Source organism: Curtobacterium sp. MCLR17_045 (assembly GCF_003234405.1).
Taxonomy (GTDB): domain Bacteria; phylum Actinomycetota; class Actinomycetes; order Actinomycetales; family Microbacteriaceae; genus Curtobacterium; species Curtobacterium flaccumfaciens.
Genome location: NZ_QKTB01000001.1, coordinates 19,364 through 43,258 on the forward strand (window position 1 = coordinate 19,364; position 23,895 = coordinate 43,258).

General features: G+C 69.4%; 22 protein-coding genes. 6 read left to right on the plus strand and 16 right to left on the minus strand.

Features of this window, described 5'->3' with window-relative positions:
- The first annotated feature begins 20 nt into the window (after positions 1 to 20).
- Positions 21 to 893: a Bax inhibitor-1/YccA family protein gene (locus DEJ05_RS00085; RefSeq protein WP_111109441.1), complete on the plus strand. Its 873-nt coding sequence runs from the start codon at positions 21 to 23 to the stop codon at positions 891 to 893.
- Between the two features lie 426 nt (positions 894 to 1,319).
- Here the strand turns inward: DEJ05_RS00085 and guaA are convergent, their stop codons facing one another.
- The 5 genes from guaA to DEJ05_RS00110 are packed head-to-tail and all read right to left on the minus strand — an operon-like array spanning position 1,320 to position 6,121.
- Positions 1,320 to 2,900, minus strand: a complete 1,581-nt coding sequence (guaA, locus tag DEJ05_RS00090; RefSeq protein ID WP_111109442.1) for a glutamine-hydrolyzing GMP synthase — start codon at positions 2,898 to 2,900, stop codon at positions 1,320 to 1,322.
- Complete coding sequence (locus DEJ05_RS00095; RefSeq protein ID WP_017885467.1) at positions 2,897 to 3,343, minus strand: DUF3817 domain-containing protein; 447 nt, start codon at positions 3,341 to 3,343, stop codon at positions 2,897 to 2,899. The genes guaA and DEJ05_RS00095 overlap by 4 nt, the downstream gene beginning before the upstream one ends.
- Positions 3,344 to 3,353: 10 nt before the next feature.
- Positions 3,354 to 4,088 carry an SURF1 family cytochrome oxidase biogenesis protein gene (locus DEJ05_RS00100; protein ID WP_181437745.1) on the minus strand — a complete coding sequence of 245 codons (735 nt, stop codon included), beginning with the start codon at positions 4,086 to 4,088 and terminating at the stop codon, positions 3,354 to 3,356.
- A gap of 47 nt (positions 4,089 to 4,135) precedes the next feature.
- Entirely contained in the window at positions 4,136 to 5,587 is a 1,452-nt protein-coding gene (locus tag DEJ05_RS00105; protein WP_111028990.1) for a cation:proton antiporter, read from the minus strand.
- Positions 5,588 to 5,590: 3 nt separating this feature from the next.
- Positions 5,591 to 6,121: a cation:proton antiporter regulatory subunit gene (locus DEJ05_RS00110; protein WP_017885470.1), complete on the minus strand. Its 531-nt coding sequence runs from the start codon at positions 6,119 to 6,121 to the stop codon at positions 5,591 to 5,593.
- A 75-nt stretch (positions 6,122 to 6,196) separates the two neighbouring features.
- On the opposite strand from DEJ05_RS00110, the gene DEJ05_RS00115 reads away from it, so the two are divergent.
- Positions 6,197 to 6,700 carry a hypothetical protein gene (locus DEJ05_RS00115; RefSeq protein ID WP_146244984.1) on the plus strand — a complete coding sequence of 168 codons (504 nt, stop codon included), beginning with the start codon at positions 6,197 to 6,199 and terminating at the stop codon, positions 6,698 to 6,700.
- A gap of 225 nt (positions 6,701 to 6,925) precedes the next feature.
- On the opposite strand, the gene DEJ05_RS00120 is transcribed toward DEJ05_RS00115, so the two are convergent.
- The 7 genes from DEJ05_RS00120 to DEJ05_RS00150 all read right to left on the minus strand — a co-directional run bounded on the left by DEJ05_RS00120 (position 6,926) and on the right by DEJ05_RS00150 (position 14,578).
- Entirely contained in the window at positions 6,926 to 8,812 is a 1,887-nt protein-coding gene (locus tag DEJ05_RS00120; RefSeq protein WP_071245430.1) for a glycerol-3-phosphate dehydrogenase/oxidase, read from the minus strand.
- 62 nt (positions 8,813 to 8,874) lie between these two features.
- Positions 8,875 to 9,993, minus strand: a complete 1,119-nt coding sequence (locus DEJ05_RS00125) for a GuaB3 family IMP dehydrogenase-related protein (protein ID WP_027466694.1) — start codon at positions 9,991 to 9,993, stop codon at positions 8,875 to 8,877.
- A gap of 75 nt (positions 9,994 to 10,068) precedes the next feature.
- Positions 10,069 to 10,260, minus strand: coding sequence for a hypothetical protein (locus tag DEJ05_RS00130; protein ID WP_111109443.1), 192 nt, complete (start codon positions 10,258 to 10,260; stop codon positions 10,069 to 10,071).
- Positions 10,261 to 10,582: 322 nt separating this feature from the next.
- Positions 10,583 to 11,389: an ABC transporter ATP-binding protein gene (locus DEJ05_RS00135; RefSeq protein ID WP_027466696.1), complete on the minus strand. Its 807-nt coding sequence runs from the start codon at positions 11,387 to 11,389 to the stop codon at positions 10,583 to 10,585.
- A complete protein-coding gene (locus tag DEJ05_RS00140; RefSeq protein ID WP_027466697.1) occupies positions 11,386 to 12,276 on the minus strand; it encodes an ABC transporter ATP-binding protein in 891 nt (296 codons plus the stop codon). Before DEJ05_RS00140 ends, DEJ05_RS00135 begins: the two co-directional genes overlap by 4 nt.
- Positions 12,269 to 13,255 (minus strand): branched-chain amino acid ABC transporter permease, encoded by a 987-nt coding sequence (locus DEJ05_RS00145; RefSeq protein ID WP_027466698.1) that lies wholly within the window; start codon positions 13,253 to 13,255, stop codon positions 12,269 to 12,271. The genes DEJ05_RS00140 and DEJ05_RS00145 overlap by 8 nt, the downstream gene beginning before the upstream one ends.
- A gap of 12 nt (positions 13,256 to 13,267) precedes the next feature.
- Positions 13,268 to 14,578 (minus strand): branched-chain amino acid ABC transporter permease, encoded by a 1,311-nt coding sequence (locus DEJ05_RS00150; protein WP_111038505.1) that lies wholly within the window; start codon positions 14,576 to 14,578, stop codon positions 13,268 to 13,270.
- 326 nt (positions 14,579 to 14,904) lie between these two features.
- On the opposite strand from DEJ05_RS00150, the gene guaB reads away from it, so the two are divergent.
- Together guaB and DEJ05_RS00160 are read left to right on the plus strand one after the other, a co-directional pair.
- Positions 14,905 to 16,407, plus strand: a complete 1,503-nt coding sequence (gene guaB, locus DEJ05_RS00155; protein WP_071404638.1) for an IMP dehydrogenase — start codon at positions 14,905 to 14,907, stop codon at positions 16,405 to 16,407.
- 223 nt (positions 16,408 to 16,630) lie between these two features.
- The gene (locus DEJ05_RS00160) at positions 16,631 to 17,527 is read left to right on the plus strand and encodes a hypothetical protein (protein WP_146244985.1); all 897 of its coding nucleotides are present in this window, start codon (positions 16,631 to 16,633) and stop codon (positions 17,525 to 17,527) included.
- A 215-nt stretch (positions 17,528 to 17,742) separates the two neighbouring features.
- Here DEJ05_RS00160 and DEJ05_RS00165 read toward each other — a convergent pair whose 3' ends face one another.
- On the minus strand, positions 17,743 to 18,543 hold the full coding sequence (locus DEJ05_RS00165) for an SDR family oxidoreductase (protein WP_071404637.1): 801 nt from the start codon (positions 18,541 to 18,543) through the stop codon (positions 17,743 to 17,745).
- 262 nt (positions 18,544 to 18,805) lie between these two features.
- Here DEJ05_RS00165 and DEJ05_RS00170 point away from each other — a divergent pair, with 262 nt between their 5' ends.
- Positions 18,806 to 20,134 (plus strand): ABC transporter substrate-binding protein, encoded by a 1,329-nt coding sequence (locus tag DEJ05_RS00170; protein ID WP_071404636.1) that lies wholly within the window; start codon positions 18,806 to 18,808, stop codon positions 20,132 to 20,134.
- A gap of 99 nt (positions 20,135 to 20,233) precedes the next feature.
- On the opposite strand, the gene rarD is transcribed toward DEJ05_RS00170, so the two are convergent.
- Positions 20,234 to 21,196: an EamA family transporter RarD gene (gene rarD / locus DEJ05_RS00175; RefSeq protein WP_071406138.1), complete on the minus strand. Its 963-nt coding sequence runs from the start codon at positions 21,194 to 21,196 to the stop codon at positions 20,234 to 20,236.
- A gap of 165 nt (positions 21,197 to 21,361) precedes the next feature.
- Positions 21,362 to 21,658: a co-chaperone GroES gene (groES, locus tag DEJ05_RS00180; RefSeq protein ID WP_017885484.1), complete on the minus strand. Its 297-nt coding sequence runs from the start codon at positions 21,656 to 21,658 to the stop codon at positions 21,362 to 21,364.
- A 160-nt stretch (positions 21,659 to 21,818) separates the two neighbouring features.
- On the opposite strand from groES, the gene DEJ05_RS00185 reads away from it, so the two are divergent.
- Positions 21,819 to 23,021 (plus strand): class I SAM-dependent methyltransferase, encoded by a 1,203-nt coding sequence (locus DEJ05_RS00185; RefSeq protein ID WP_111028986.1) that lies wholly within the window; start codon positions 21,819 to 21,821, stop codon positions 23,019 to 23,021.
- Between the two features lie 63 nt (positions 23,022 to 23,084).
- Here DEJ05_RS00185 and DEJ05_RS17935 read toward each other — a convergent pair whose 3' ends face one another.
- Positions 23,085 to 23,840, minus strand: coding sequence for a DUF4190 domain-containing protein (locus DEJ05_RS17935; RefSeq protein ID WP_181440615.1), 756 nt, complete (start codon positions 23,838 to 23,840; stop codon positions 23,085 to 23,087).
- Positions 23,841 to 23,895 lie beyond the last annotated feature (55 nt).

The window sequence follows — 23,895 nt, forward strand, 5'->3', positions numbered from 1 at the left end:
TCTCCTAGGAAGAGGACACCATGGCCTTCAAGCCCGGTTTCGACCAGTCCCCCGCCTTCAACGCCCAGGGGGCAAACACCTGGGGCGGGCGCGGTGCTGGTCAGCAGCAGGCCGGCTGGGGACAGACCCCGCAGCAGGCCCAGGGCGGCATGACCCCCGAGCAGCTGCAGTACATGTATGACCGTCCGACTGCGTCCCCGGTGGACACCGACCGCATGTCGTACGAAGACACCATCGTCAAGACGCTGCTCGCGTTCGGCGTGCTCGTCGTCGGCGCGGTGGCCGGTTGGAACCTGCCCCCGGCCGTCTGGGTCGTCGGCGCACTCGTCGGGTTCGTCCTGGCGCTCGTCAACACCTTCAAGAAGAAGCCGTCGCCGGGTCTGATCCTGACGTACGCGTTCTTCGAGGGGCTGTTCGTCGGCGGTATCTCGAACTACTTCCAGACCGCGTTCCCCGAAGCCGACGGCATCGTCGCGCAGGCGGTGTTCGGCACGCTCGGTGTGTTCTTCGTCACCCTGCTCCTGTTCCGCTCGGGCAAGGTCCGCGCGACTCCGAAGGCCACGCGCTTCTTCCTGATCGCCATGGTCGGGTACATGGCGTTCTCCCTCGTCAACCTGGTCCTGATGTGGACCGGCGTGACGCAGAGCGCGTTCGGCCTGATGGGCGTGACGCTCTTCGGCATCCCGCTCGGTGTGCTCATCGGCGTCTTCGTGGTCGTCATGGCGGCGTACTCGCTGATCCTCGACTTCGATCAGATCAAGACCGGTGTCGAGCGTGGCGCACCCCGCATCTACGCCTGGACCGCGGCGTTCGGCCTCATCGTGACGCTCGTCTGGCTGTACCTCGAGATCCTGCGCATCCTCGCCATCATCGCGAGCAGCTCGCGCAACTAGTACCACCGCACACGCGAAGGGCCCCGGCGTTGCCGGGGCCCTTCGTCGTTCCCGGGCCGGTGGGCGCGAGAGCGCCAGCGGCCCCAGTGGTCACAACACCCCGCCGAACGCCCGCCGAGTGGTCACGAAGCGTCGCCCGGGCCGGGGCCAGCCGACAGTTCGTGACCCCTCGGCACCGGGCCCGCGGGGTGTCGTGACCACTCGACGGCCCCGGCAGCACCCACGCCCACAACTCCAGCCGCCCGAGGTCGCACAACACGCCGCACGCGCAGCGCCCGGGTCGCGCGAACTGCCGTCACACGTCCCGGCCGACGGCAGTTCGTGCGACTCCGGCACCGACCCCGGCACCGACTCGCGCGCCGCCACCGGACGCACGAAGGCCCGGCACGCGTGACGCGTACCGGGCCTTCGTGGCTCAGGGGAGCCCTACTCCCACTCGATCGTCCCCGGCGGCTTCGACGTGACGTCGAGCACGACCCGGTTGACGTCGGGCACCTCGTTCGTGATGCGGTTCGAGATCTTCGCGAGGGTGTCGTACGGCAGACGCGTCCAGTCGGCGGTCATGGCGTCCTCGGACGAGACCGGACGGAGCACGATCGGGTGCCCGTAGGTCCGGCCGTCGCCCTGCACGCCCACGGAGCGGACGTCGGCGAGCAGCACGACCGGGCACTGCCAGATCTCCTGGTCGAGACCGGCCGCGGTGAGCTCTTCGCGGGCGATCTTGTCGGCCGCGCGGAGCAGTTCGAGCCGCTCCTTCGTGACCTCGCCGACGATGCGGATGCCCAGGCCAGGGCCGGGGAACGGCTGGCGACCGACGATGACCTCGGGCAGCCCGAGCTCGCGACCGACCGCACGGACCTCGTCCTTGAACAGGGTGCGCAGCGGCTCGACGAGCTCGAACGTCATGTCCTCGGGCAGGCCGCCGACGTTGTGGTGCGACTTGATGTTGGCGGTGCCTGCTCCTCCGCCGGACTCGACGACGTCGGGGTAGAGCGTGCCCTGCACGAGGAACTTGACCTCGGCATCGGAGTCGGAAGCCTTGGCCTCGAGCACGAGTGCCTCGGCCGCGCCCTCGAATGTGCGGATGAACTCGCGCCCGATGATCTTGCGCTTCTGCTCGGGGTCGCTCACGCCGGCGAGGGCGTCGAGGAACTGCTGCTCGGCGTCGATCGTGATGAGCCGGACACCGGTGGAGGCGACGTAGTCCTCTTCCACCTGCTTCCGCTCGTCGGCACGCAGGAGTCCGTGGTCGACGAAGACGCAGGTCAGCTGGTCGCCGACGGCCTTGTGCACCAGGGCTGCGGCGACGGCGGAGTCCACACCACCGGAGAGCCCGGCGATGACCCGCGCGGAACCGACCTGCTCGCGGATGCGGGCGACCTGCTCCTCGATGACGTTGCTGGAGTTCCAGTTGCCGGGCAGGCCCGCGGCACGGTGCAGGAAGTTCTCGAGCACGGCCTGGCCGTACACGGAGTGCTTGACCTCGGGGTGCCACTGCACGCCGTAGAGCTTGCGCTCGTCGGACGCGAACGCCGCGACGGGCGTCGATGCGCTCGAGGCGAGCACCTCGAACCCGGCCGGTGCCTTGGCCACGGAGTCGCCGTGCGACATCCACGTCACCTGGTCCGCCGGCTGGTCGCCGAGCAGGGTGCTGGTGCCGGGGGCGAGGGTCACGTCGGTGGCGCCGTACTCGCGCAGACCGGTGTTCGCGACCTCGCCACCGAGGGCGGTCGCCATGGCCTGGAAGCCGTAGCAGATGCCGAGCACGGGGACGCCGAGGTCGAGGATGTCACCGTCGAGGGACGGCGCGCCTTCTTCGTACACGGACGACGGACCACCGGACAGCACGATGGCCGCCGGGTCCTTGGCACGGACCTCGTCCGCGGTGATGGAGTGCGGCACGATCTCGCTGTAGACGTTCGCTTCACGGACCCGACGCGCGATGAGCTGCGCGTACTGGGCCCCGAAGTCGACGACGAGGACGGGACGCTGTTCGGTCTCGCTCACCGAGCGGCCTCCTTCTCACGCTGCTGGGCAGCGATCAGCTCGTGGTAGGTGTCCATGGCCCGCTGCTGCATGCGGTGTTCGACCACGAAGGACATGAACGGGATGATGCCCCCGAGGGCGATGAGCAGGAAGCGCGACGGCCTCCAGCGCATGATGCTCCACAGACGGAAGTCCGTGAAGAGGTAGAGCACGTACAGCCAGCCGTGGGCGATGAGGATCGCGATCGACAGGTTGAACGTGCCCGGGGTCTCGCCCGCCGTGCCGTTGGGCACGAAGAACGGACCGTTGCCGAGCTGCATCTCGAGCTGCAGCGGCGTGTACTTGATGATGACCTCGACCACCAGGGCGAGCAGCAGCACACCGGTGATGTACGCCGAGACGCGGTACCACTTCACCGCCCCCGGGATCTTGGGGATGTCACGGGTTCGGACGGTCAGGGCCATGCCGGCAATCCTACCGTCGGAGCGCGTCGGCTTCGGTGGCGAGGGCTGCCTCGCGCTCCTCTTCCTGCTCGCGCTCCCAGGCGTCCTTCACGAACCGGTACCAGAGGAACACGGCGAAGCCGGCGAAGACGACCCACTCGATCGCGTAGAACAGGTTGAGCCAGTCGAACTGGACCTCGCGCGACGGTGCACGGTCGGCGATGGTGCCGAGGTCGGCGGCCTTCGCGGTGGTGCCGTCGGCGACGACGTACCCGAGGTACATGCGGTCGTCGAAGGCCTGCCAGGTGTTCACGAACCGGGCGGGGGCGACGGCGGAGTACTCACCCTTCTTGTAGGCGTCCTGGTCGGGCGACTCCGCCGGGTAGTAGCGGCCCTGGATCGTGAGCGTCTGGCCGTCCGCCAGGCGCTCGCCCCCGTCGACGGCGGCCGACCGCTGGTCGGACCACCCGATGACGACCGGGAGGCTCGCCCCACCGTCCGAGTCCACCAGGTGTCCGACGGTCTGGTACTTCCCACCCCCGGTGCGGCCGGTCAGGACGGTGGTGTCGTCGGCGACGAAGGTCCCGGTGACGGTGACCTTCTGCCCGGCGAGACTCTCGCTGACGGGGCGCTCGGGGGTGGTGACCGCCTCGAGCGTGCGGCGGGTCTCGGTGGTCGCCGGCAGGGGCTTGCCGTTGGCGATCGACCGCTCCAGCTGCCACTTGCCCAGCCCGGCGAACACCGCCGCCAGCACGAGCGCCAGCAACAGCAGCGCGATCCACCTCGGTCGTCGGGCAACGGCCCACATCTGTATCAGTACTCCGGATCGCGCTGTCGGACCGGGCGCTCGGGGCGCTCGGCGGGGATCTCGACCGGCGACGTCACGGGGGCGGACGTCGGGTCGGACCCCTCATTGTCTCGCTCGTCCCTGCCAGCCGCCTCGACGAGCGCGAACTCCTCGGCGAACTGGCGGTCCCGCTCGGCCTTCCGCGCCGCGGCGGTGGCGTCCGCCTCGGCCTCGGCCGCTTCGGCGCTCTCGGCAGCGGCTGCGGCGGCGACGGCACGTCGGCCGCCCAGGCGTCCGCGCAGGCGGATGAGCCGGCCCGGACGCACCACGAGGCGGCCGATCCGGTCCGAGTTCACCGCGAGCAGCGGCCCGAGGACGGCCATGCAGAGGACGTAGAGGCCCGCGAAGGCGGTGATCCGCGCCTCCAGCCCGGCGGCAGCCGACAGGGTCGCGAGGATCAGCGCGAACTCGCCACGGTTCACCAGGATGACGGCGGTGTTGATGCCCTGCTGGACGTTGAAGCCGTTCATCCGCGCGACGATCTGGCCGGCGACCGCGTTGAGCACGACCGTCATGCCGATGGCACCGAGGACGGGCCAGAGCACCTCGCCGAAGGTCGACAGGTCGAGGCCGAGCCCGAAGTTGACGAAGAAGAACGCGGCGAAGACGTCGCGCATCGGCAGGGCGAGCTGTTCGATGCGGTCGCGGTACCGGGTCGCTCCGCAGAGCAGGCCGATGACGAAGGCACCGATGGCGTCGGTCACGCCGAGGAGGTCGCCGATGCCGCCGAACATGACCGCGAGTCCGAAGAACAGCACCGTGAACAGCTCGTCGTCACGGGTGGCGAAGATCTTCGACACCCACTTGCCCGCGAAGCGCGCGAGCGTGAACATCACGATGAGGAACCCGAACGCGAGTGCCAACTTGCCGACGACGGCCCAGACGTTGGTGTCGCCGGACAGCACGACGGAGACGATCGCCAGGTAGACGGCGATGAAGACGTCCTCGATCACGGTGACGCCGAGGATCATCGGGGTCTCGTCGTTCGCCAGGCGCCGGAGCTCGATGAGGAGCTTCGTCACGATGGCGCTCGAGGACGTCGCCGTCATGCCGGCGATGATCAGGGCTTCGCGGGTGCCCCAGCCGAGCGAGAACCCGAAGGCGAACCCGACGCCCATGTTGATGACGACGTAGGTGCCGCCGGACACCAGGAGCTTGCCGGCGTTGCCGTAGAACTCCTCTTGGTCGAACTCGAGCCCGAGGTTGAACAGCAGCAGGATGAGCCCGAACGTCGCGATGAGCTCGATCGTGTGGGACTCGACGCTCAGCCCGAACCACGGCGTGTTCGGACTCGCGACGAGTCCGACCACCATGTAGATCGGGATGGCCGGCAGACCGATGGTCTTGCCCAGCCGTCCCAGGACGTAGGCGATGACGAAGAGCACACCGATGGTGAGCAGCTCACCACCCAGGTGCATGCGCTAGCTCTTCCGCGGGGCCTCGGCCGAGGCGGCCGCAAGCTCTCCGCTGCGGTAGAAGGAGAACGCCTTGGCGACCTTCTCGGGGGATCCGGCGACGACGATCGTGTCTCCGGGGAAGACGACGAAGTCCGACGAGGGCGCCGGGTTGGCGCTGTCGCCACGGACCACGGCGACGACGGTCAGGCCGATGAAGCCCGAGTCGTGCAGGTCGCCGAGTGGCTTGCCCGCGATGGCGTCGTCGTAGTCGACGGAGAACCAGTCGATGGACAATCCAGGGATCTCGTCGAGCTTGTCGAGGCCCTCGGTGATCCGGGTGCCGCCGAGCAGTTCGGCGAGCGTGTGCGCTTCGTCCTCGCTGAGACGCAGCGAGACCTTCTCGGACTTGTCCGCGCCGTCGGAGACGTCGGCGAACGAGATGAGGTCGGAGTGCCCCGACCGGTGCGTGATGACACCGCACTTGCCACCGTCGTCGGTGTAGAAGCTGTGCAGCACGCCGACTCCGGGGAGTTTGACGCGATGGACGTCGACCATGATGGCTCCCTCTTCGAGTACCCCCATGCTAACCACCCGGTGGTCCCGCGCATTCCTCCCGCTACTGTTCTGTGGATGGGGAGAACACGGATCGTCGTGGCCGTCGTCGGGGTGCTGGTCGTGACGCTGTACGCATCACTGCTGGCGGTGAACGCACTGGTGTTGGACCCGCTCGCCGCGGTCCCCGGTGCGACCCTGGCGGAGATCCACGCCGAGCTCTCGGAGCAGGGCTTCGCGGTCGGAGCGGACATCGCGACCGTCATCGGGATCGCCGTCGTCGGTGTCCTGTTCGCCGCGGGGCTGTCGGTCCTGCTGCTCATCACCCGGGCGAGGGCGCACGTCATCGCGGCAGTGCTGCTCGCCGTCGTCGTGATGGGGACGCCGATGTCGTTCGTGGCGGCGATCGCCCTCGGCATGGACGTCGCGGACGCCTACGGGGTCGGCGGCGGTGCCCACACGATCTGGTCGGGCGTGCTGTACGTGACGAGCCTCGTCGCGCTGATCGGGATCCCGGTGGTGCTCGTGGTCGGCCAGGCGGCGCACGTGCGCCGCGCCGCCCTGCGGGCGCACGCCGCCTGACGGACGCACCACGGGCCTCCAGTCCGGTCTTCCGTCCTTCCGGTCTGGAGGCACGGGTGGACTCCGCAAGACGCCGTCGTCTTGTCGAGACGCCTCGTCGACACCGAGACGCCGCCGGATCGGGCGGCGTCTCGACGACCAGACGGCGTCAACACGACACGACGGCGCCTTGTTCAACCCGCAGACGCCGGCGTCTCGGCGACACGACGGCGTCTGCTGGCCTCGCTACTCCGGCTCGCTCGTCTTCTCCCCCACCACCTGCTCGTCGGACGCCTTCGCGCCCTCGGCGCCGTCCGAGCGACCGCCGCCCACGACCACGTCGTCCTCGTCGAAGCCGAACGCGATGTCCGGGGCCTCGAGCCGCACGCGGTCCGCGCTCTCGTCGTCGGGCTGCAGCTGCGACTCCCGCTCGGCGGCGACGCGCTTCAGGTAGTTCGCGACCTCGTGCTCGGTCGTCTCCTGGTCCCACCCGAGCACGTCCGCCATGAGCTTCGCGGCGACGGGCGCTGCTGACTCGCCGCGGTCCCAGGCTTCGATGGAGATGCGGGTACGACGGGCGAGGACGTCCTCCAGGTGCAGGGCGCCCTCGTGCGAGGCGGCGTAGACGACCTCGGCGCCGATGTAGTCGTCGGCCCCCGGCAGCGGCTCGGCGAGCGCGGGGTCCTGCTCGACGAGCTGCAGCACCTCGGTTGCGAGGGTGCCGTACCGGTTGAGCAGGTGCTCGATGCGGACCTTGTGCACGTTGAAGCTCCGTGCGGTGCGGGCGCGTCGGTTCCACGCGGCGGGGTAGCCCTCGGCGCCGAGGAGCGGGATGTCCTCGGTCGTGGACTCGGGGATCCTGCCGTCCATGGCCGCGACGGCCTCGTCGATGGCGTCCTTGCCCATCACCCGGTAGGTGGTCCACTTGCCGCCGGCGACCACGACGAGGCCCGGGACGGTGTGCGCGACGACGTGCTCGCGGCTGAGCTGCGAGGTCTGGTCGGACTCCCCCGCCAGCAGCGGGCGGAGGCCGGCGTAGACGCCCTCGACGTCCTCGCGGGTGAGCGGGACGGCGAGCACCTTGTTGACGTGCTCGAGGATGTAGTCGATGTCCGCCGCGGTCGCTGCAGGGTGCGCCTTGTCGAGGTACCAGTCGGTGTCGGTCGTGCCGACGAGCCAGTGCCGGCCCCACGGGATGACGAAGAGCACGCTCTTCTCGGTGCGCAGGATCATGCCCGTGTTCGACTGGAACCGGTCACGGGGGATGACGAGGTGGACGCCCTTCGACGCCCGCACCTTGAACTGGCCCCGGGTGCCGATCATCGCCTGGGTGTCGTCGGTCCAGACACCGGTGGCGTTGACGACCTGCTTCGCGCGGATCTCGAACCGCTCGCCGGTCTGGATGTCGTGGGCCTGCGCGCCGACCACGCGCTCCCCGACCTTGATGAATCCCTCGATGCGGACGCGACTCGCTGCCTCGGCGCCGTACGAGGCCGCGGTGCGCACGAGCGACGCGACGTAGCGGGCGTCGTCGACCTGGGCGTCGTAGTAGGTCATGCCGCCGACGAAGGCGTCCTTCTTGAGCCCGGGCATGTTCCTGAGCACCTGCTTCCGGCTGAGGTGCCGGTGGTGCGGGACGCCGGGCGGACGGCCGCCGGACCAGCTGAACACGTCGTACATCGCCATGCCGATCCCGATGTAGAAGCGCTCCCAGACCCGGTGGTTGAGCGGGTAGAGGAAGCGCACGGGCTTCACCAGGTGCGGGGCGATGCGCTGGAGCAGCAGGCCGCGCTCGATGAGGGCCTCGCGGACGAGTGCGAAGTTGAGCTGCTCGAGGTAGCGGATGCCGCCGTGCACGAGCTTCGACGAACGGCTCGACGTCCCCGAGCCCCAGTCGCGGGCCTCGACGATGCCGACGCTCAGACCGCGGGTCACGGCGTCGAGCGCGCTGCCCGCACCGACGATGCCGCCGCCGACGACCAGGACGTCGAGCTCCTTGGTCTTCAGCGTCTCGATCGCGGCCGCACGTTCGTCCGGCCCGAGCTTCGCCGCGGGGTCGAACCCCACGCCGGGCGCGACGTCACGCGGACGTCCGGCCGTGCTGGTCTGCTTCGTCGTGCTGGACTTGGCCATCGTCGCCTCCGGGTCACGGTCGGCGCCGTGGCGTCACCCGGGTTCGTGCCCGGGTGCCACCGTCACTGGTGGTACGGCGCCACGACCACTTCTACTCGCTGGAACTCCTTGGCGTCGGAGTATCCCGTCGTCGCCATCGAGCGGCGGAGGGCACCGACCAGGTTCGCGCGGCCGTCGTGGGTCGGCGTCGGACCGTTCAGGACGTTCTCGAGCGGGGCGATCGTGCCCACCTCGACCCGGCGGCCGCGGGGCAGCTCGGGGTGGTGCGCCTCGGCACCCCAGTGGTAGCCGCCACCCGGGGCCTCGGTCGCGCGGGCGAGCGCGGTGCCGAGCATGACGGCGTCGGCACCAACGGCGATGGCCTTGACGATGTCGCCCGCGGTGTCGAGCCCGCCGTCGGCGATGACGTGCACGTACCGGCCGCCCGACTCGTCGAGGTAGTCACGACGGGCACCGGCGACGTCCGCGACGGCGGTCGCCATCGGGGCGTGGATGCCGAGCGCGGCGCGGGTGGTCGACGCTGCGCCGCCACCGAAGCCGACGAGCACACCGGCGGCACCGGTGCGCATGAGGTGCAGCGCCGACGTGTACGTCGAGGCACCGCCCACGATCACCGGGACGTCGAGCTCGTAGATGAACTTCTTGAGGTTGAGGGGTTCCTCGGTCTGGGAGACGTGCTCGGCGGAGACCGTGGTGCCGCGGATGACGAACAGGTCGACACCGGCGTCGACGACCGTCTTCGAGAACTCCTGGGTGCGCTGCGGGCTGAGCGAACCGGCGACCGGCACTCCGGCTGCGCGGATCTCGGCCAGGCGTGCGGTGATCAGCTCGGCCTTGATCGGCTCGGAGTAGATCTCCTGCATGCGCTTCGTGACGTTGCCGTCGGTGAGCGACTTGATCTCGTCGTAGTACGGGGTCGGGTCCTCGTAGCGGGTCCACAGACCTTCGAGGTCGAGCACACCGAGGATGCCGAGCTTGCCCATCTGGATGACCGTCGCCGGCGAGGACACGGAGTCCATCGGCGCCGACAGGATCGGCGACGCGAACGTGAACGCGTCGATCGACCACTGCACGCTGACGTCGCGCGGGTCACGCGTCCGCCTGGAGGGGACCACCGCGATGTCGTCGAACGCGTACGCCCGACGTCCGCGCTTGCCTGCACCGATCTCGACTTCGCTCACTCGGACAGCCTACCGGGCGGGCTCTGCGGCGTGCACGGGCCGGACGGTGCGGGCGGGGACGTCACCACGCAGCCGTCAGCGCGGACGCCGCGGGGCCCGTCGGCGCTTCCGGAGCGCCCGCAGCACGAAGCCGAGCAGGAGCGCGAGCACCACGAGGACGACGAGCAGCGCGGCCGCGACCTTGACGAGCAACGCGGCCCCGACGAAGAGCGCGATGAACACGAGCCAGACGAGGGCGTCGAGCACGAGGGGTCCGGAGGTGCGCACCCGCGGAACGATACCGACCCGCGCGGGGCGAGCCGCGCCTCCTGGCCGGGTACGACGGGCGACGCCGTCGTCAGCCGAAGACGCCGTCGTCAGCGCAGGACACCGCCACGCCGTCGAGACGCCGCCGAATCCGAGGCGTCTCGACGGGACCGCGGCGTCGACGAAACACGACGGCGTCATGCGACCACAGCCATGCAACCAGGGGCGAGCCGCGCCTCCTGGCCGGGTACAGGAGCGGGGCCGTGCGGCGCGAAGCGACCACGCACGGCCCCACCCGTCACGGATACCACCCCCACAGCGGTACCCGTAGCCGACGACAGCGCTAGCGCTGTGCGTCGACGTCCTTGGCGAGCGTCCCCAGGTAGAGCTCGATGACCTTGGGGTCGTCAGCGAGTTCCTTCCCGGTGCCCGAGTACGCGTTCTTCCCCTGGTCGAGCACGTACCCACGATCGCAGATCTGCAGACAGCGTCGCGCGTTCTGCTCCACCATGATGATCGACACACCGGCCTTGTTGATCCGGCGGGTCCGCAGGAACGTCTCGTCCTGGCGCACGGGGGACAGTCCGGCGCTCGGCTCGTCGAGCAGCAGCACCTTCGGGTCCATCATCAGCGCACGGGCCATCGCGACGGACTGCCGCTCACCACCCGAGAGCGATCCGGCCCGCTGGTTCCGCCGCTGCGCGAGGACCGGGAACAGGTCGTAGATGACCTCGAGCCGCTCGGCGAACTTCCGGGGCCGCAGGTACAGCCCCATCTGCAGGTTCTCCTCGATGGACAGCGAGGGGAACACATTGTTCGTCTGTGGTACGAAGCCGACACCGGCCTGCACGAGCTTGTTCGCCTTGAGATTCGTGATGTCGTCCCCCTGCAGGGTCACCGAACCCTCGCGGATGGACACGAGCCCGAACAGCGCCTTCAGGAGCGTCGACTTGCCCGCACCGTTCGGCCCGATGATGCCGATGAGCTCGCCCGGGTAGCAGTCCAGGTCGCAGCCGTTCAGGATGTTCACGCCCGGCAGGTAGCCGGCGACGAGGTTCTTCGCGCTGAGCACCGGCTCGCGTTCCAGCGTGGCCGCCGGGGACGGACTGGAGGCACTGCTCGCGTTCGTGGGGTCCGTTGCGTCCGTCATCGGGTCGTCTCCTCTGCTGCGTCCTCTTCGGCGACTTCCTCCGCCAGTTCCTCGAAGGTCTCCTCGGTGAGGAGCGAGTCGTCACCCAGGTCGGTGTCGTGGTGCGCACCGAGGTAGGCGTCGATCACGGCCTGGTCGTCCATCACCGTGTCTGCCGGGCCCTCGGCGACGACCTTGCCCTCGGCCATCACGACCACCCAGTCCGAGATGTGCCGGACCATGTGCATGTCGTGCTCGACGAACAGCACGGTCATGCCGTCGTCGCGCAGGGACTGGATGTGCCCGAGGAGCGACTGGGTGAGCGCGGGGTTCACGCCGGCCATCGGCTCGTCGAGCATGATCATCGTCGGGTCGGACATCAGCGCCCGGGCCATCTCGAGCAGCTTGCGCTGCCCGCCGGACAACGAACCGGCGTAGTCGTCGGCCTTGGTGTCGAGCTTGAACCGGGCGAGCAGGTCCTCGGCCTTGGCCGTGATCTCGCGCTCCCGCTTCGCCCACACCGGCTTGACCAGGGCGGCGAAGAAGTTCTCGCCGGGCTGGTCGCGGGCACCGAGCAGCATGTTCTGCATCACGGTGAGCCGGGACAGCGCCTTGGTCAGCTGGAAGGTGCGGACCATGCCCTTGTTCGCGATGTGCGTCGCGCTCGTCTTCTGCAGCGTGGCGCCGTTGAACTGCGTCTTCGCACCCGGGCTCGGCTTGTCGAACCCGGTGAGCAGGTTGAAGAACGTGGTCTTGCCGGCGCCGTTCGGGCCGATCAGGGCGGTGATGGAGCCGCGCTGGACCTCGAGGTGGTCGACGTCCACGGCGGTCATGCCCCCGAAGCGGCGGGTGACGTCGTCGACGGTGAGGATCGGGTCGGCCTTGGGGTGGCCGTAGGTCTCAGACACTGAACGTCAGCTCCTTCTTGTTGCCGAGCAACCCCTGTGGACGGAACACGATGAGCAGCATGAGCGCGACGCCGACGAGCACGTACGAGAACTGCTCGGCCTGCTGCGCGTTCATGATCGAGTCGGGGATGAAGTCGCCGGCCAGCGTGCGGATGAAGAGCCGGACGACGAAGAAGAGCACGGCTCCGAGCACCGGTCCGAACACCGTCGCCGCACCACCGAGGATGAGCGCCGTCCAGATGAAGAACGTCATCGAGCGGCCCATGGCGTCCGGTTGCACCGAACTCGGCAGCACGTAGATGATGCCCGCGATCGCACCGAGCGCCCCACCGAACACGAGCGCCTGCATCTTGTACGAGTAGACGTTCTTGCCGAGCGAGCGGACGGCGTCCTCGTCCTCGCGGATGGCCTTCACCACGCGGCCCCACGGGCTGCGCATGAGCAGGAAGAGCACCAGGGTGAACAGGGCGACCATGGCCCACGCCGCGATGCGGATCCACCAGCCGTTGACGCCGTTGTTCGCGTACGTGAACCACAGGATCGTGGTGGTGCCGTCGGGCAGCGGGCTGAGGGCGGTGAACGGGTCGCGGTAGCTCGACCCGGTGATGCCGTTCGAGCCACCCGTGGTCGAGGTGAGCAAGCTCGAGCGGCCCACCATGCGGATGATCTCGGCGCCGGAGATCGTGACGATCGCCAGGTAGTCGCCGCGCAACCGCAGGGTCGGGATGCCGAGGATGATCGCGAACACGATCGCGACCAGCAGGGCGATGAGGACCGCCATCACGAACGGCAGTCCGTTGGTGATCGAGATCGCGAAGCCGTAGGCGCCGAGCAGCAGGAACGCCGCCTGGCCCATGTTCACGAGGCCGGTGAGCCCGAAGTGCACGTTCAGGCCGATCGCGGCCAGCGCGAACGCCGCCGTGGTCGGGGCGAGTGCCTCCTGGGTGAGCGAGGACAGCAGGTTGAGGATGTAGTCCATGCGCGTGCTCCCTTAGCCGATCCGCTCGGCGCGGCCGAAGATGCCCTGCGGCCGGAACAGCAGGATGAGGATGAGGATGACGAGGGCGGTGGCGTACTTGAAGTCACCGGGGAGCACCAGGTTCGTGAGCTCCACGACGACGCCGATGATCATCGAGCCGACCAGGGCGCCGTACGCGGTGCCGAGGCCGCCGAGCGTGACCGAGGCGAACATGAGCAGGAGCAGCTGGAGCCCGGTCTGCCAGTTCACGCCGTTCAGGACGAGTCCGAGCATCACACCGGAGAGTCCCGCGAGGCCGGCGGCGAGCGTCCACACGAAGCGGATCACCCGGTCGACGTCGATGCCGGAGGCCGCGGCGAGCGCCGGGTTGTCCGACACGGCGCGGGTCGCCCGGCCGAAGCGCGTCTTCGCCAGGAAGAGCCCGGTCGCGACGAGGACCACGAGCGCGATCCCCATGGCGACGTAGGACTGCACCGTCAGGGTGACGCCGGCGAACCGCACGGTCTCCGGGTTGCCCTGCTGGATGCGGACCGTCGAGGCTCCGAAGAAGTACTGGAACGCGTACTGGGCGGCGATCGACAGACCGATCGTCACGATCATGAGCTGTGTCAGGCTGATGCGCCGTCGCCGGAGTGGGCGCCAGATCGCGGCGTCCTGCAGGTACCCGGTCGCGGCGCACAACAGCGTGACGACGATGCCGGTGACCCAGATGTTCCAGCCGAGCTGGTTGGCGAACACGTACGCCAGCAGACCGCCGAGGGTGACCTGCTCACCGTGCGAGAAGCTCGACAGCCCCGTCGTGCCGTAGATGAGCGAGAGCCCGATCGACGCCAGTGCGATGAGCAGCCCGAGCCGGAGACCGGAGGCGAACTGCTGCCAGGCCCGCTGGATGCTCACGCCCGACGAGTCCGTCGAGGTCGTGGCGCCCTTCTGGTCGGACAGCTGGAAGATCTGCCCGACGTTGGCGTTCAGGGTGGCCTGCACCTTGCGCTCGGCGTCGGCGGCGTTCGTCAGGTACTGACCCTTCGGCAGGGTGCCCTGGTCGACGCTCACGGTGTACTCGCCGGCCGTGTCGACGCTGACGGACCAGCGGCCGTCGTCGTTCGTCGTGGCCGTCTGGTCGAAGCCGCTCGGGCCGGTCACGTCGACGTCGACGCCCTCGGCCGGTTCACGCTCGGAGTCGGTGATCGTGCCCTGGATGCACCCGTTGTCGGGGCTGACGGTGCACGCCTGGCTGGTGGCCGGTGCCGAGGTGGCACTGAAGGCCGGCAGGGTGACCGCCCAGTCGATCAGGAAGGTCGCCAGGAACGCGGCGACGAGCACGGCCGCGAGGACCGGTCGTCGTCGTGCGTGGCGGAGGCGGAACAGGCGCGGCTGCGCCCGTCCCGGAGGAGTGATGGATCCCACGGAAGAGCCTCTCGTTCGGATGACGAGGAACCTATGGGGATTTTGTGACACCCGTGTTTCCAACACGTTCCCTGTGTGATTCGTACCCGAACTGTGACGTTGTGGAGGAATGCTCCGAGGCGGGCGCGATCCGTGCCTCCAGGCGGAATGCGGCGACAGCCGCTCGCGTTACCATGTCCTATCCGGAACCCGTCGTCGTGTTCCCGGTGTCTCGACACTTCACTCGCCCACGAAGGGGACCCATGGACCAGCCGGATCCGTTCGGATTCATCGGACTCACGTACGACGACGTCATGCTGCTGCCCGGGCACACCGACGTCATCCCGAGCGAGGCGTCCACGGCGTCCCGGCTCACCAAGCGGATCTCCGTCAACGTCCCGCTGCTCTCCGCCGCGATGGACACCGTCACCGAAGCCCGCATGGCCATCGCCATGGCGCGCCAGGGCGGCATCGGGATCCTGCACCGCAACCTGTCCATCGAGGACCAGGCTGCCTACGTCGACAAGGTCAAGCGCTCCGAGTCGGGCATGATCACCAACCCGGTGACCACCACTCCGGACGCCACCGTGGCCGAGGTCGACGCGCTCTGCGGCCAGTTCCGTGTGTCCGGCCTGCCGGTCGTCGAGCAGGACGGCACCCTCGTGGGCATCATCACGAACCGCGACATGCGCTTCGTGGCCACGTTCGAGCAGGCCACCACGTACGTGCGCGACGTCATGACGAAGGCCCCGCTGATCACCGCGATGGAGGGCATCGACCCCGAAGAGGCGATCGCCATCTTCGCGCAGCACAAGATCGAGAAGCTGCCGCTGGTCGACGCCGACGGCAAGCTCCGCGGCCTCATCACCGTCAAGGACTTCGACAAGAGCGAGCAGTACCCCGACGCCACGAAGGACGACGAGGGCCGGCTCCGCGTCGGTGCCGCGATCGGCTTCTTCGGCGACGCCTGGCAGCGTGCCGAGGCCCTGCGTGACGCCGGCGTCGACGTGCTCGTCGTCGACACCGCCAACGGTGAGAGCGAAGGCGTGCTCGACATGGTCCGCCGCCTCAAGGCCGACCCGACGTTCGACGCGATCGACGTCATCGGCGGCAACGTCGCCACCCGCGCGGGCGCCCAGGCGCTCATCGACGCCGGTGTGGACGCCGTCAAGGTCGGTGTCGGACCGGGCTCCATCTGCACCACGCGCGTCGTCGCCGGTGTCGGTGTGCCGCAGGTGACCGCCGTGTACGAGGCCTCCCTCGCCGCACGTGAAGCCGGTGTGCCGATCATCGCCGACGGTGGCCTGCAGTACTCGGGCGACATCGCGAAGGCCCTGGTGGCCGGTGCCGACACCGTCATGCTCGGCTCGCTGCTCGCCGGCACCGACGAGTCCCCCGGTGACCTGGTGTTCGTGGGTGGCAAGCAGTTCAAGGCGTACCGCGGCATGGGGTCCCTCGGGGCCCTGCAGACCCGCGGCAAGAAGACCTCGTACTCGAAGGACCGCTACTTCCAGGCGGACGTGCCGAACGACGACAAGCTCATCCCCGAGGGCATCGAGGGCCAGGTGCCCTACCGCGGTTCGGTCGGCAACGTCGTCTACCAGCTCACCGGTGGGCTGCGGCAGTCGATGTTCTACGTCGGCGGTCGCACGATCCCCGAGCTGAAGGCCCGTGGCAAGTTCGTCCGCATCACGGCGGCGGGGCTCAAGGAGTCCCACCCGCACGACGTCCAGATGGTCGTCGAGGCGCCGAACTACCGCAGCTAGCAGCACTCGACCAGACGCCCCCGCTCCGGACCGGTTCTGGTCCGCAAGACGCCGTCGTGTCGTTGAGACGCCGCCGAAGTCGGCGGCGTCTCAATGCTTTCCGGGCGCGGGGCGGAGACGACGGCGTCTTGCGACTCCTCCACAAGCGGCGACGGCCTGGAGGCTCTCCACCGGTCCGGCGCGCGAGTCACCTCGCACCGTGGTCGCGTTCCAGGCTGCGGGCATGAACACGCTCGCCCAGACCGTCCTGGTCCGTGTCCCGTCGGCCCTGCACGAACCGGTGCGTCTGTTCCACGGCGCCGCCGTCGAACGTCCGGAGTGGGAGGCGCTCTCACTCCTGGAACGCCGGCGCCTGTTCGTCCGCGCACGGTACGGGGCCTTGGCGTCCGAGTGCGTCGTCTCGGGGACCTCGGCCGCGGCGCTCTGGGGGTTGCCCGACTTCGACGCTGCCGACTGGCGGTTGCACGTGATCGACATCCGGCTCGACAAGACGCACACCGGTCGGGGCGTCGTCCGTCACACGGGGCGGATCCGGAACAGTGAGCGCGTGGTGGTCGACGGGATCCCGACGACGTCCCTCGAGCGGACGGTCCTCGACATCGCACGTCGGCAGTCGTTCACACACGCCGTCGTCGTCCTCGACCACGTGCTCCGGTTCGAAATGCTCCGCCGTGAAGGACTCGCCGGCGCACTCGAAGCCCTCGGACGCGTGCGCGGATGCCGACAGGCCGCCGCGGCGATCGCCTTCGCCGACGCGCGAGCCGAATCCCCTGGGGAGTCGATCAGCCGCGTCACCGCCCATCTCCTCGGGATTCCTGCTCCGGAGTTGCAGCACGAGTTCGAGACGCCGCGCGGCAGGTTCAGAACGGACTTCTGGTGGCCCGACGCCGGCGTGATCGGAGAGTTCGACGGTCGCCTGAAGTACGACGACCCCCGAGCCCTCTGGGACGAGAAGAACCGTGAGGACGCGCTCCGTCGGCTGCCCGAGGTACGCGGGTTCGCGCGGTGGACGATGCGGGAGGCCGCGGATGCACGAGCGTTGGCTGCGGTGCTGTCGGCTGCCGGGCTCCCCTTGTTCCGTGCTGAGCCGATCAGCGCACGTCGCCAGCCGGACTCGTGAGCAGCGGCCGGCGGAGAGCGCAAGACGCCATCGTGTGGGTTGGACGCCGCCAAGTCCTCGAAACGCCGCCGAATACAGCGGCGTCTCGCAAGCACCGCGGCGTCGAAGGAACACGACGGCGTCTTCCCCCCCCAGGCCGAACTCGACGAAGAGACCGCCACGCAAAGCTGACCGACGCGGCGACCGGCCGGCTGGCCGGGCCGCCGGCCGAGCCGCTACGCCGAACGCCAGTCGTTCGACGTGATGTGCGAGCCGCCGTGCGGGCCCATCTGCAGCATCCCGCCGTCCACCGGCAGGGAGACCCCGGTGATGTAGGACGACGCACGCGAGGCCAGGAACGCCACGGCGGCCGCGATCTCCCACGCGTTGCCCGGACGGCCGAGCGGCACACCGGGGCGGTCGATGGTGTGCGGGTCCTCGTCCTCTGCGCCGGTCATCCGGGTGGCGATCTCGCCGGGGGCGACGGCGTTCACGGTGATGCCGTGTTCGGCGAGCTCGATCGCCATGGTCTTCAGCAGGCCGCCGAGCCCGTGCTTCGCGGCGTCGTAGGCGCTCGAGCCGTAGCGGGGCTGGTGCTCGTGCACGCTCGTGATGCCGATGATCCGGCCGCCGGTGCCGGCCTGCACCATGTGCTTCGCGGCGGCCTGCATCGTGACGAAGGCCCCGTCGAGGTCGGTCGACACCGTGTGGCGCCACTGGTCGAGGGTCATCTCGAGGAACGGGGCGTTGTCGCCGGTGCCGGCGTCGGCCACGAAGACGTCGACGCCACCCAGCTGCGAGACGAGACGGTCGACGACGGCGGCCGCCCCGGCGAGGTCGGAGACGTCGATCTGCTCGACGAAGGCCCGACGGCCGGTCTTCCGCACCTCCTCCGCGGTCTCCTCGGCACGGTCGGGTTCGGACAGGTAGGTGATGCCGACGTCCATGCCGGCTTCGGCGAGTGCGACGGCGGTCGCACGGCCGATCCCGGATTCGGAACCGGTGACGATGGCTGTGGTGGGCTGGAAGTCGCTCATGCGGCGGAACGTACGCCGGGCCTCCCGGGCGCCCTGCCGGACCATCCGCCTGGCGCAGGTCGGGTCGCCACGACGGCACCGTCGCTCCTGCGCCGATCCCTGTCCCTGCGCACAGGAACGTCACGGCTCGGTAACGAAACACCTTTGCGTACCGCCCCGTCACACGGGCGAAACACATGGACCCTACGTTTCTCGACATCCAGTGGAGGCGTCGCATTCACCCGAAGCGGCACAGCCTCCGCGCAGAGAAAGGGCTCCACGGATGATCAGAACCACCCGTGCCACCGCGGCACTGGCGTTGGCGGGCGCAGCAGCCGTCCTCCTCGCCGCGTGTTCCACCACCGGCAGTGCTTCCCCCTCGAGCTCGGCGTCGAGCGATGCGAAGAAGGATCCCGCCGCCAGCTGCAAGGCCCCGGACACCCCCGGTACGGACGCGCTGAAGATCGGCACGATCCTGCCCCTGACCGGTTCGCTGGCCTACCTCAACCCGCCGGCCGAGTCCGGTGTCGGCCTGGCCGTCAAGGACATCAACGCCGCGGGCGGCGTCCTCGACAAGGACGTCACGATCGACCCGGCGACCGACTCCGGCGACAGCAACGACATGACCGTGTCGAGCTCGGCCGCGACGAAGCTCGTCAACGCGAAGGTGCCGGTCGCGATCGGTGCCGAGTCCTCGTCGGTCACGCTGAACGTCATCGACCAGCTGACGAGCAACTGCATCGTCGAGATCTCGCCCGCGAACACCGCGACCGACCTCTCCGGCTACTCGTCGTACTACTACCGGACCGCACCGCCGGACTCGGTGCAGGGTTCCGCGCTCGGCCAGCTCGTGACCGGTGACGGCAACGCGAAGGTCGCCTTCCTGGTCTTCAACGACACGTACGGCACCGGCCTCCGCAACTCGGTGCAGGCTGCGGTCGAGGCGTCGGGCGGCCAGGTCGTCTACGGCGGCAAGGGTGAGGGCCAGGAGTTCCCGCCCGGCCAGACCACGTTCTCGTCCGAGGTGACCGCGGCCCTGGCCGCGAAGCCCGACGCGATCGTCGTCTTGGCCTTCGACGAGACGAAGTCGATCATCCCGGAGCTCGTCTCGCAGGGCAACGAGGCGAAGATCTACATGTCCGACGGCAACACGGCGGACTACTCGAAGGACTTCGACAAGGGCACCCTGACCGGTGCCCAGGGCACCATCCCCGGTGCCTCGCCGAAGGACGACTTCAAGAAGCAGCTCGCTGCGTTCTACAAGGACTCGTCGGGCAAGACGCTCGCCGACTACTCGTACGCGGCGGAGTCCTACGACGCCACCGTCCTCGCCGCCCTCGCCGCGGTGAAGGGCAAGGGCACCGACTCCGGCACCATCCAGGCCAACATGGCTGCGGTGTCGGGTGCTGACGGCGGCACCGAGTGCGCCACGTTCAAGGAGTGCAAGACGCTCCTGGACGACGGCAAGGACATCCACTACACCGGCCCGTCCGGCATCGGTCCGTTCGACGAGAACAACGACCCGTCGGCCGCTTACATCGGCATCTACAAGTTCGACGGCGACAACAAGCCCGTCTACCAGAGCGCCATCCAGGGTGCGGTGAAGAAGTAGGGCTCAGCCCAGCACCGCTCGCGAAAGCGACAGGCCCCCACGGAACTTCCGTGGGGGCCTGTCGCTTTGGCGTCGGCCTGGAGGCCCGTGGTGCGTCCGTCAGACCGGCTCGGCCTGGGTGGGTGCGAGCGCCCGGCGACGGGACGCCCGCGCGGCGGCGAACGAGTCCGCCGTCAGCACCACGAGCGCGAGCCACACGATGCCGAAGCCGAACCAGCGTCCGGCCGACATCTCCTCGTGCTGCACGAGCACCCCGACGAGCAGCTGCATCACGGGCGCCAGGTACTGGGTCAGCCCGAGCGTCGACAGGCTCACCCGGCGTGCCGACGACGCGAAGAGCAGCAGCGGCACCGCGGTCGCCGGCCCGGTCAGCACCGTGATGACCGCGTGCCCCCAGCCCTCGCTCGTGAACGTCACGCCGCCACCGAGCCCGGTCACACCGAGCACTACCAGCGCCACGACCGCGATCGGCAGCAGCCACACGGTCTCGATCGTCAGGCCGCTCAGGGCGTCCACGGTGCCGCCGACCCGCTTCTTCACCAGGCCGTACAGTCCGAACGAGAACGCCAGGGCCAGCGAGATCCACGGCATCTGCCCGTAGCCGATCGCGATGACGACGACCGCCACGACGCTCAGCCCGACGGCCGCCCACTGCGCCGGACGCAGGCGTTCGCGCAGGACCACGACGCCGAGCGCGATGGTGACGAGCGGGTTGATGAAGTAGCCGAGCGCGGCCTCGACGGTGTGGCCGGTGGTCGTCGCGAGGACGTAGACGGTCCAGTTGACCAGGATCAGGACGGCGGCGAGCCCCATCACGAGCATCACACGGCGCTGGGCCATCAGGGTGCGGGTGCGGAGCCACGACCGGGTCACCGCGATCGCCACCGCGCAGAACACCAGGCCGAAGACGATCCGCCACGACACGATCTCGAACGCCGCCGCGGGGGCCATGGCCGCGAAGAGCAGCGGCATCAGCCCCCAGAGCCCGTAGGCCACGATGGCCTGCACCACGCCGACGGATGCCTCGCTGCGGACGGGTCGCGCCGGACTCGGTTCACTCACGGAACCATCCTAGGAACGACCGCCGACGCGTGGGACGCGCACCGGGCCTCCAGGCGAGGTGATAGCGGACCGATCAGGACCGGCGCACCCGGGTGACCGGCCCCGGACGCACGAACGCCCCGTCGGCCCGAAGGCCGGACGGGGCGTCCGTGGTGAGTACTCGACTCAGTGAACGATGACCGCGAGGACATCGCGGGCCGACAGGACCAGCAGGTCCTCGCCCGAGTACTTGACCTCGGTTCCGCCGTACTTGGAGTAGATGACCTTGTCACCCACGGCGACGTCGAGCGGGACGCGGTTGCCGTTGTCGTCGATGCGACCCGGACCCACGGCGACGACCTCGCCCTCCTGGGGCTTCTCCTTCGCGGTGTCGGGGATGACCAGACCGGAAGCGGTGGTCTGCTCCGCCTCGACCTGGCGGATGACGATGCGATCCTCGAGCGGCTTGATGCTGACGGCCACGGTGACCTCTTCTTTCTCGGTACGGACTCGGTACAGATGAAAACCGGGTTGGCACTTCGCACAGGAGAGTGCCAACGCCAACTCTAGGGGGCCTCTGGCACTCGGTCAATCCGAGTGCCAGCACATCCGGAGAACACGCAGCACCTGCGAGGATCGACGCATGGACGCCGCCGAACTCACCGCACTGCTGACCTCCGACGGGATGGCCCTGCTCGACCGTACCCCGGGTGTCTCCGACGGTGGCGAGATCGTCCGCGTGGTGTCCCGGCTGCGCGCCGAGGGACACGATCCCCGGCTGGTCGCCGCGGTGCTGACCCAGGCGAAACTGCGGCTGAAGGCCCGTAGCAAGTTCGGCGACTTCGCCTCCCGCATGCTCTTCACCGAGGCCGGGCTCGAGCAGGCCACCCGGCTGCAGGTCGCGGCCCAGCACGCCGGACGCTTCGCCGCGGCCGGCCTGACCCGGGTCGCCGACCTCGGCTGCGGCATCGGCGGGGACGCCATGGCGATGGCGGCGCTCGACCTCGACGTCACCGCCGTCGACCGTGACGAGGTGACGGCGGCCGTCGCGACCCACAACCTCGCGGTCTGGCCGAACGCGCGGGTGGAGCTCGGTGATGCCGCGTCCTTCGACCTGTCCTCGGTGGACGGCGTGTGGATGGACCCCGCACGACGCACCTCCGGCCACTCGGACACCCGCCGGCTCGCCGACCCCGACGACTGGTCGCCCTCGCTCGACACCGTGTTCGCCGCGGCGACGACGACGCCGACCGGCGTGAAGCTCGGACCGGGCATCGACCGCGACCTGATCCCGGACACCGCCGAGGCGCAGTGGACCTCCGTCGACCGCGAGGTCGTGGAGCTCGCCCTGTGGTTCGGCCCCCTCGCCCGCCCCGGGATCCGCCGCGCTGCGACCGTCATCGGTGCACACGGCATCGCCGAGATGACCGGAGCGGCCGACGCCGACGACGCCGAGGTCGGACCGCTCGGTGCCTACCTGTACGAGCCCGACGGCGCCGTGATCCGCGCACGGCTGATCGGCGACCTGGCACGAGGCCTCGACGGGCACATGCTGTCCGAGGGCATCGCCTACGTCACGTCCGACCGCGCCGTCACGACCCCCTTCGCGCAGGGTTTCCGGGTGCTCGACACGATGCCGCTCGACGTCAAGCGACTGGCCGCACGGCTCGCCGCCGACGGCATCGGCACCGTCGAGATCAAGAAGCGCGGCGTCGACGTCGACCCGGCGCAGTTCCGCAAACGGCTGCGGTTGCGCGGATCGGGTCGCGTCACGCTCGTGCTCACCCGCCTGGAGGGACGCCACACGGCGATCCTGTGCGAGCGGCTCACCGACACGGTCGGCTGACGGCCGGGGGCCGCGTGCGGTGCTGCGAGCGCGCCAGCGGCAGCGTCAGCGTCAGCGGCTGCGTCAGCTGACGAAGGCGCCGGAGTTCGAGCTGTAGTCGGAGTAGTCGGAGTAGTCCGACGCGTTCGCGATCGAGATCCACACCAGGGCGACGATCAGGATGAACAGGCCCGTCAGGATCCAGCCACCGATGATGCCGGCGAGCGCCAGGCCGCGGCCACCCTCGCCGGTCTGCTTGATCTTGCCGAGGGCGATGTGGCCCATGATCGCGCCGGCCGGGCTCGTCAGGATGATGAGCGGCCAGATGATGATGCCGCCGAACGCGAAGACGATCGACAGGATCGACAGGACGTTCGTCTTCGGGCGCTGCGCGTAGGGCTGGTACGTGTACGGGTTCGACGCGTAGGGCTGCTGCTGCTGCGCATACGGGTTCTGCTGCTGCGCGTACGGGTTCTGCTGCTGGCCGTACGGGTTCTGCGGGGCGCCGTACGCGTTCTGCTGCTGCTGCTGCTGCCCGTACGGGTTCGACGAAGCCTGCGGTGCCGCGTAGGGGTTCTGCTGCTGCCCGTACGCGTTCTGCTGCTGCTGACCGTACGGGTTCTGCGGCTGCTGCGGAGCGCCGTACGGGTTCTGCTGCTGTGGGGCCGCGTACGGGTCCTGCTGCTGGCCGTACGGGTTCTGGGGCGCTTCCGGGGCCGACGGCGCCTGCGGTGCGTCAGGAGCCTGCGGGGCGTCCGGGGCGGGCGTGCCGTCGGGCTGTCCGTTCGCCGGGCCGTTCGGCGTCTCGCCCGGCTTCGGCCACTCGTTCTGATCGGACACCGTCCACCCCTCTCGGGCGTCCGGTCTCTCCGACGCCCGTGTGAATCCTCCCACA

What these genes read in the sequence shown, in the direction of transcription:
- DEJ05_RS00085 (WP_111109441.1), top strand. Translation starts at nt 21, where the DNA reads ATGGCCTTCAAGCCCGGTTTCGACCAGTCCCCCGCCTTCAACGCCCAG.
- DEJ05_RS00095 (WP_017885467.1), bottom strand. Translation starts at nt 3,343, where the DNA reads ATGGCCCTGACCGTCCGAACCCGTGACATCCCCAAGATCCCGGGGGCG.
- DEJ05_RS00105 (WP_111028990.1), bottom strand. Translation starts at nt 5,587, where the DNA reads ATGCACCTGGGTGGTGAGCTGCTCACCATCGGTGTGCTCTTCGTCATC.
- DEJ05_RS00110 (WP_017885470.1), bottom strand. Translation starts at nt 6,121, where the DNA reads ATGGTCGACGTCCATCGCGTCAAACTCCCCGGAGTCGGCGTGCTGCAC.
- DEJ05_RS00115 (WP_146244984.1), top strand. Translation starts at nt 6,197, where the DNA reads ATGGGGAGAACACGGATCGTCGTGGCCGTCGTCGGGGTGCTGGTCGTG.
- DEJ05_RS00120 (WP_071245430.1), bottom strand. Translation starts at nt 8,812, where the DNA reads ATGGCCAAGTCCAGCACGACGAAGCAGACCAGCACGGCCGGACGTCCG.
- DEJ05_RS00135 (WP_027466696.1), bottom strand. Translation starts at nt 11,389, where the DNA reads ATGACGGACGCAACGGACCCCACGAACGCGAGCAGTGCCTCCAGTCCG.
- DEJ05_RS00145 (WP_027466698.1), bottom strand. Translation starts at nt 13,255, where the DNA reads ATGGACTACATCCTCAACCTGCTGTCCTCGCTCACCCAGGAGGCACTC.
- guaB (WP_071404638.1), top strand. Translation starts at nt 14,905, where the DNA reads ATGGACCAGCCGGATCCGTTCGGATTCATCGGACTCACGTACGACGAC.
- DEJ05_RS00160 (WP_146244985.1), top strand. Translation starts at nt 16,631, where the DNA reads ATGAACACGCTCGCCCAGACCGTCCTGGTCCGTGTCCCGTCGGCCCTG.
- DEJ05_RS00165 (WP_071404637.1), bottom strand. Translation starts at nt 18,543, where the DNA reads ATGAGCGACTTCCAGCCCACCACAGCCATCGTCACCGGTTCCGAATCC.
- DEJ05_RS00170 (WP_071404636.1), top strand. Translation starts at nt 18,806, where the DNA reads ATGATCAGAACCACCCGTGCCACCGCGGCACTGGCGTTGGCGGGCGCA.
- DEJ05_RS00185 (WP_111028986.1), top strand. Translation starts at nt 21,819, where the DNA reads ATGGACGCCGCCGAACTCACCGCACTGCTGACCTCCGACGGGATGGCC.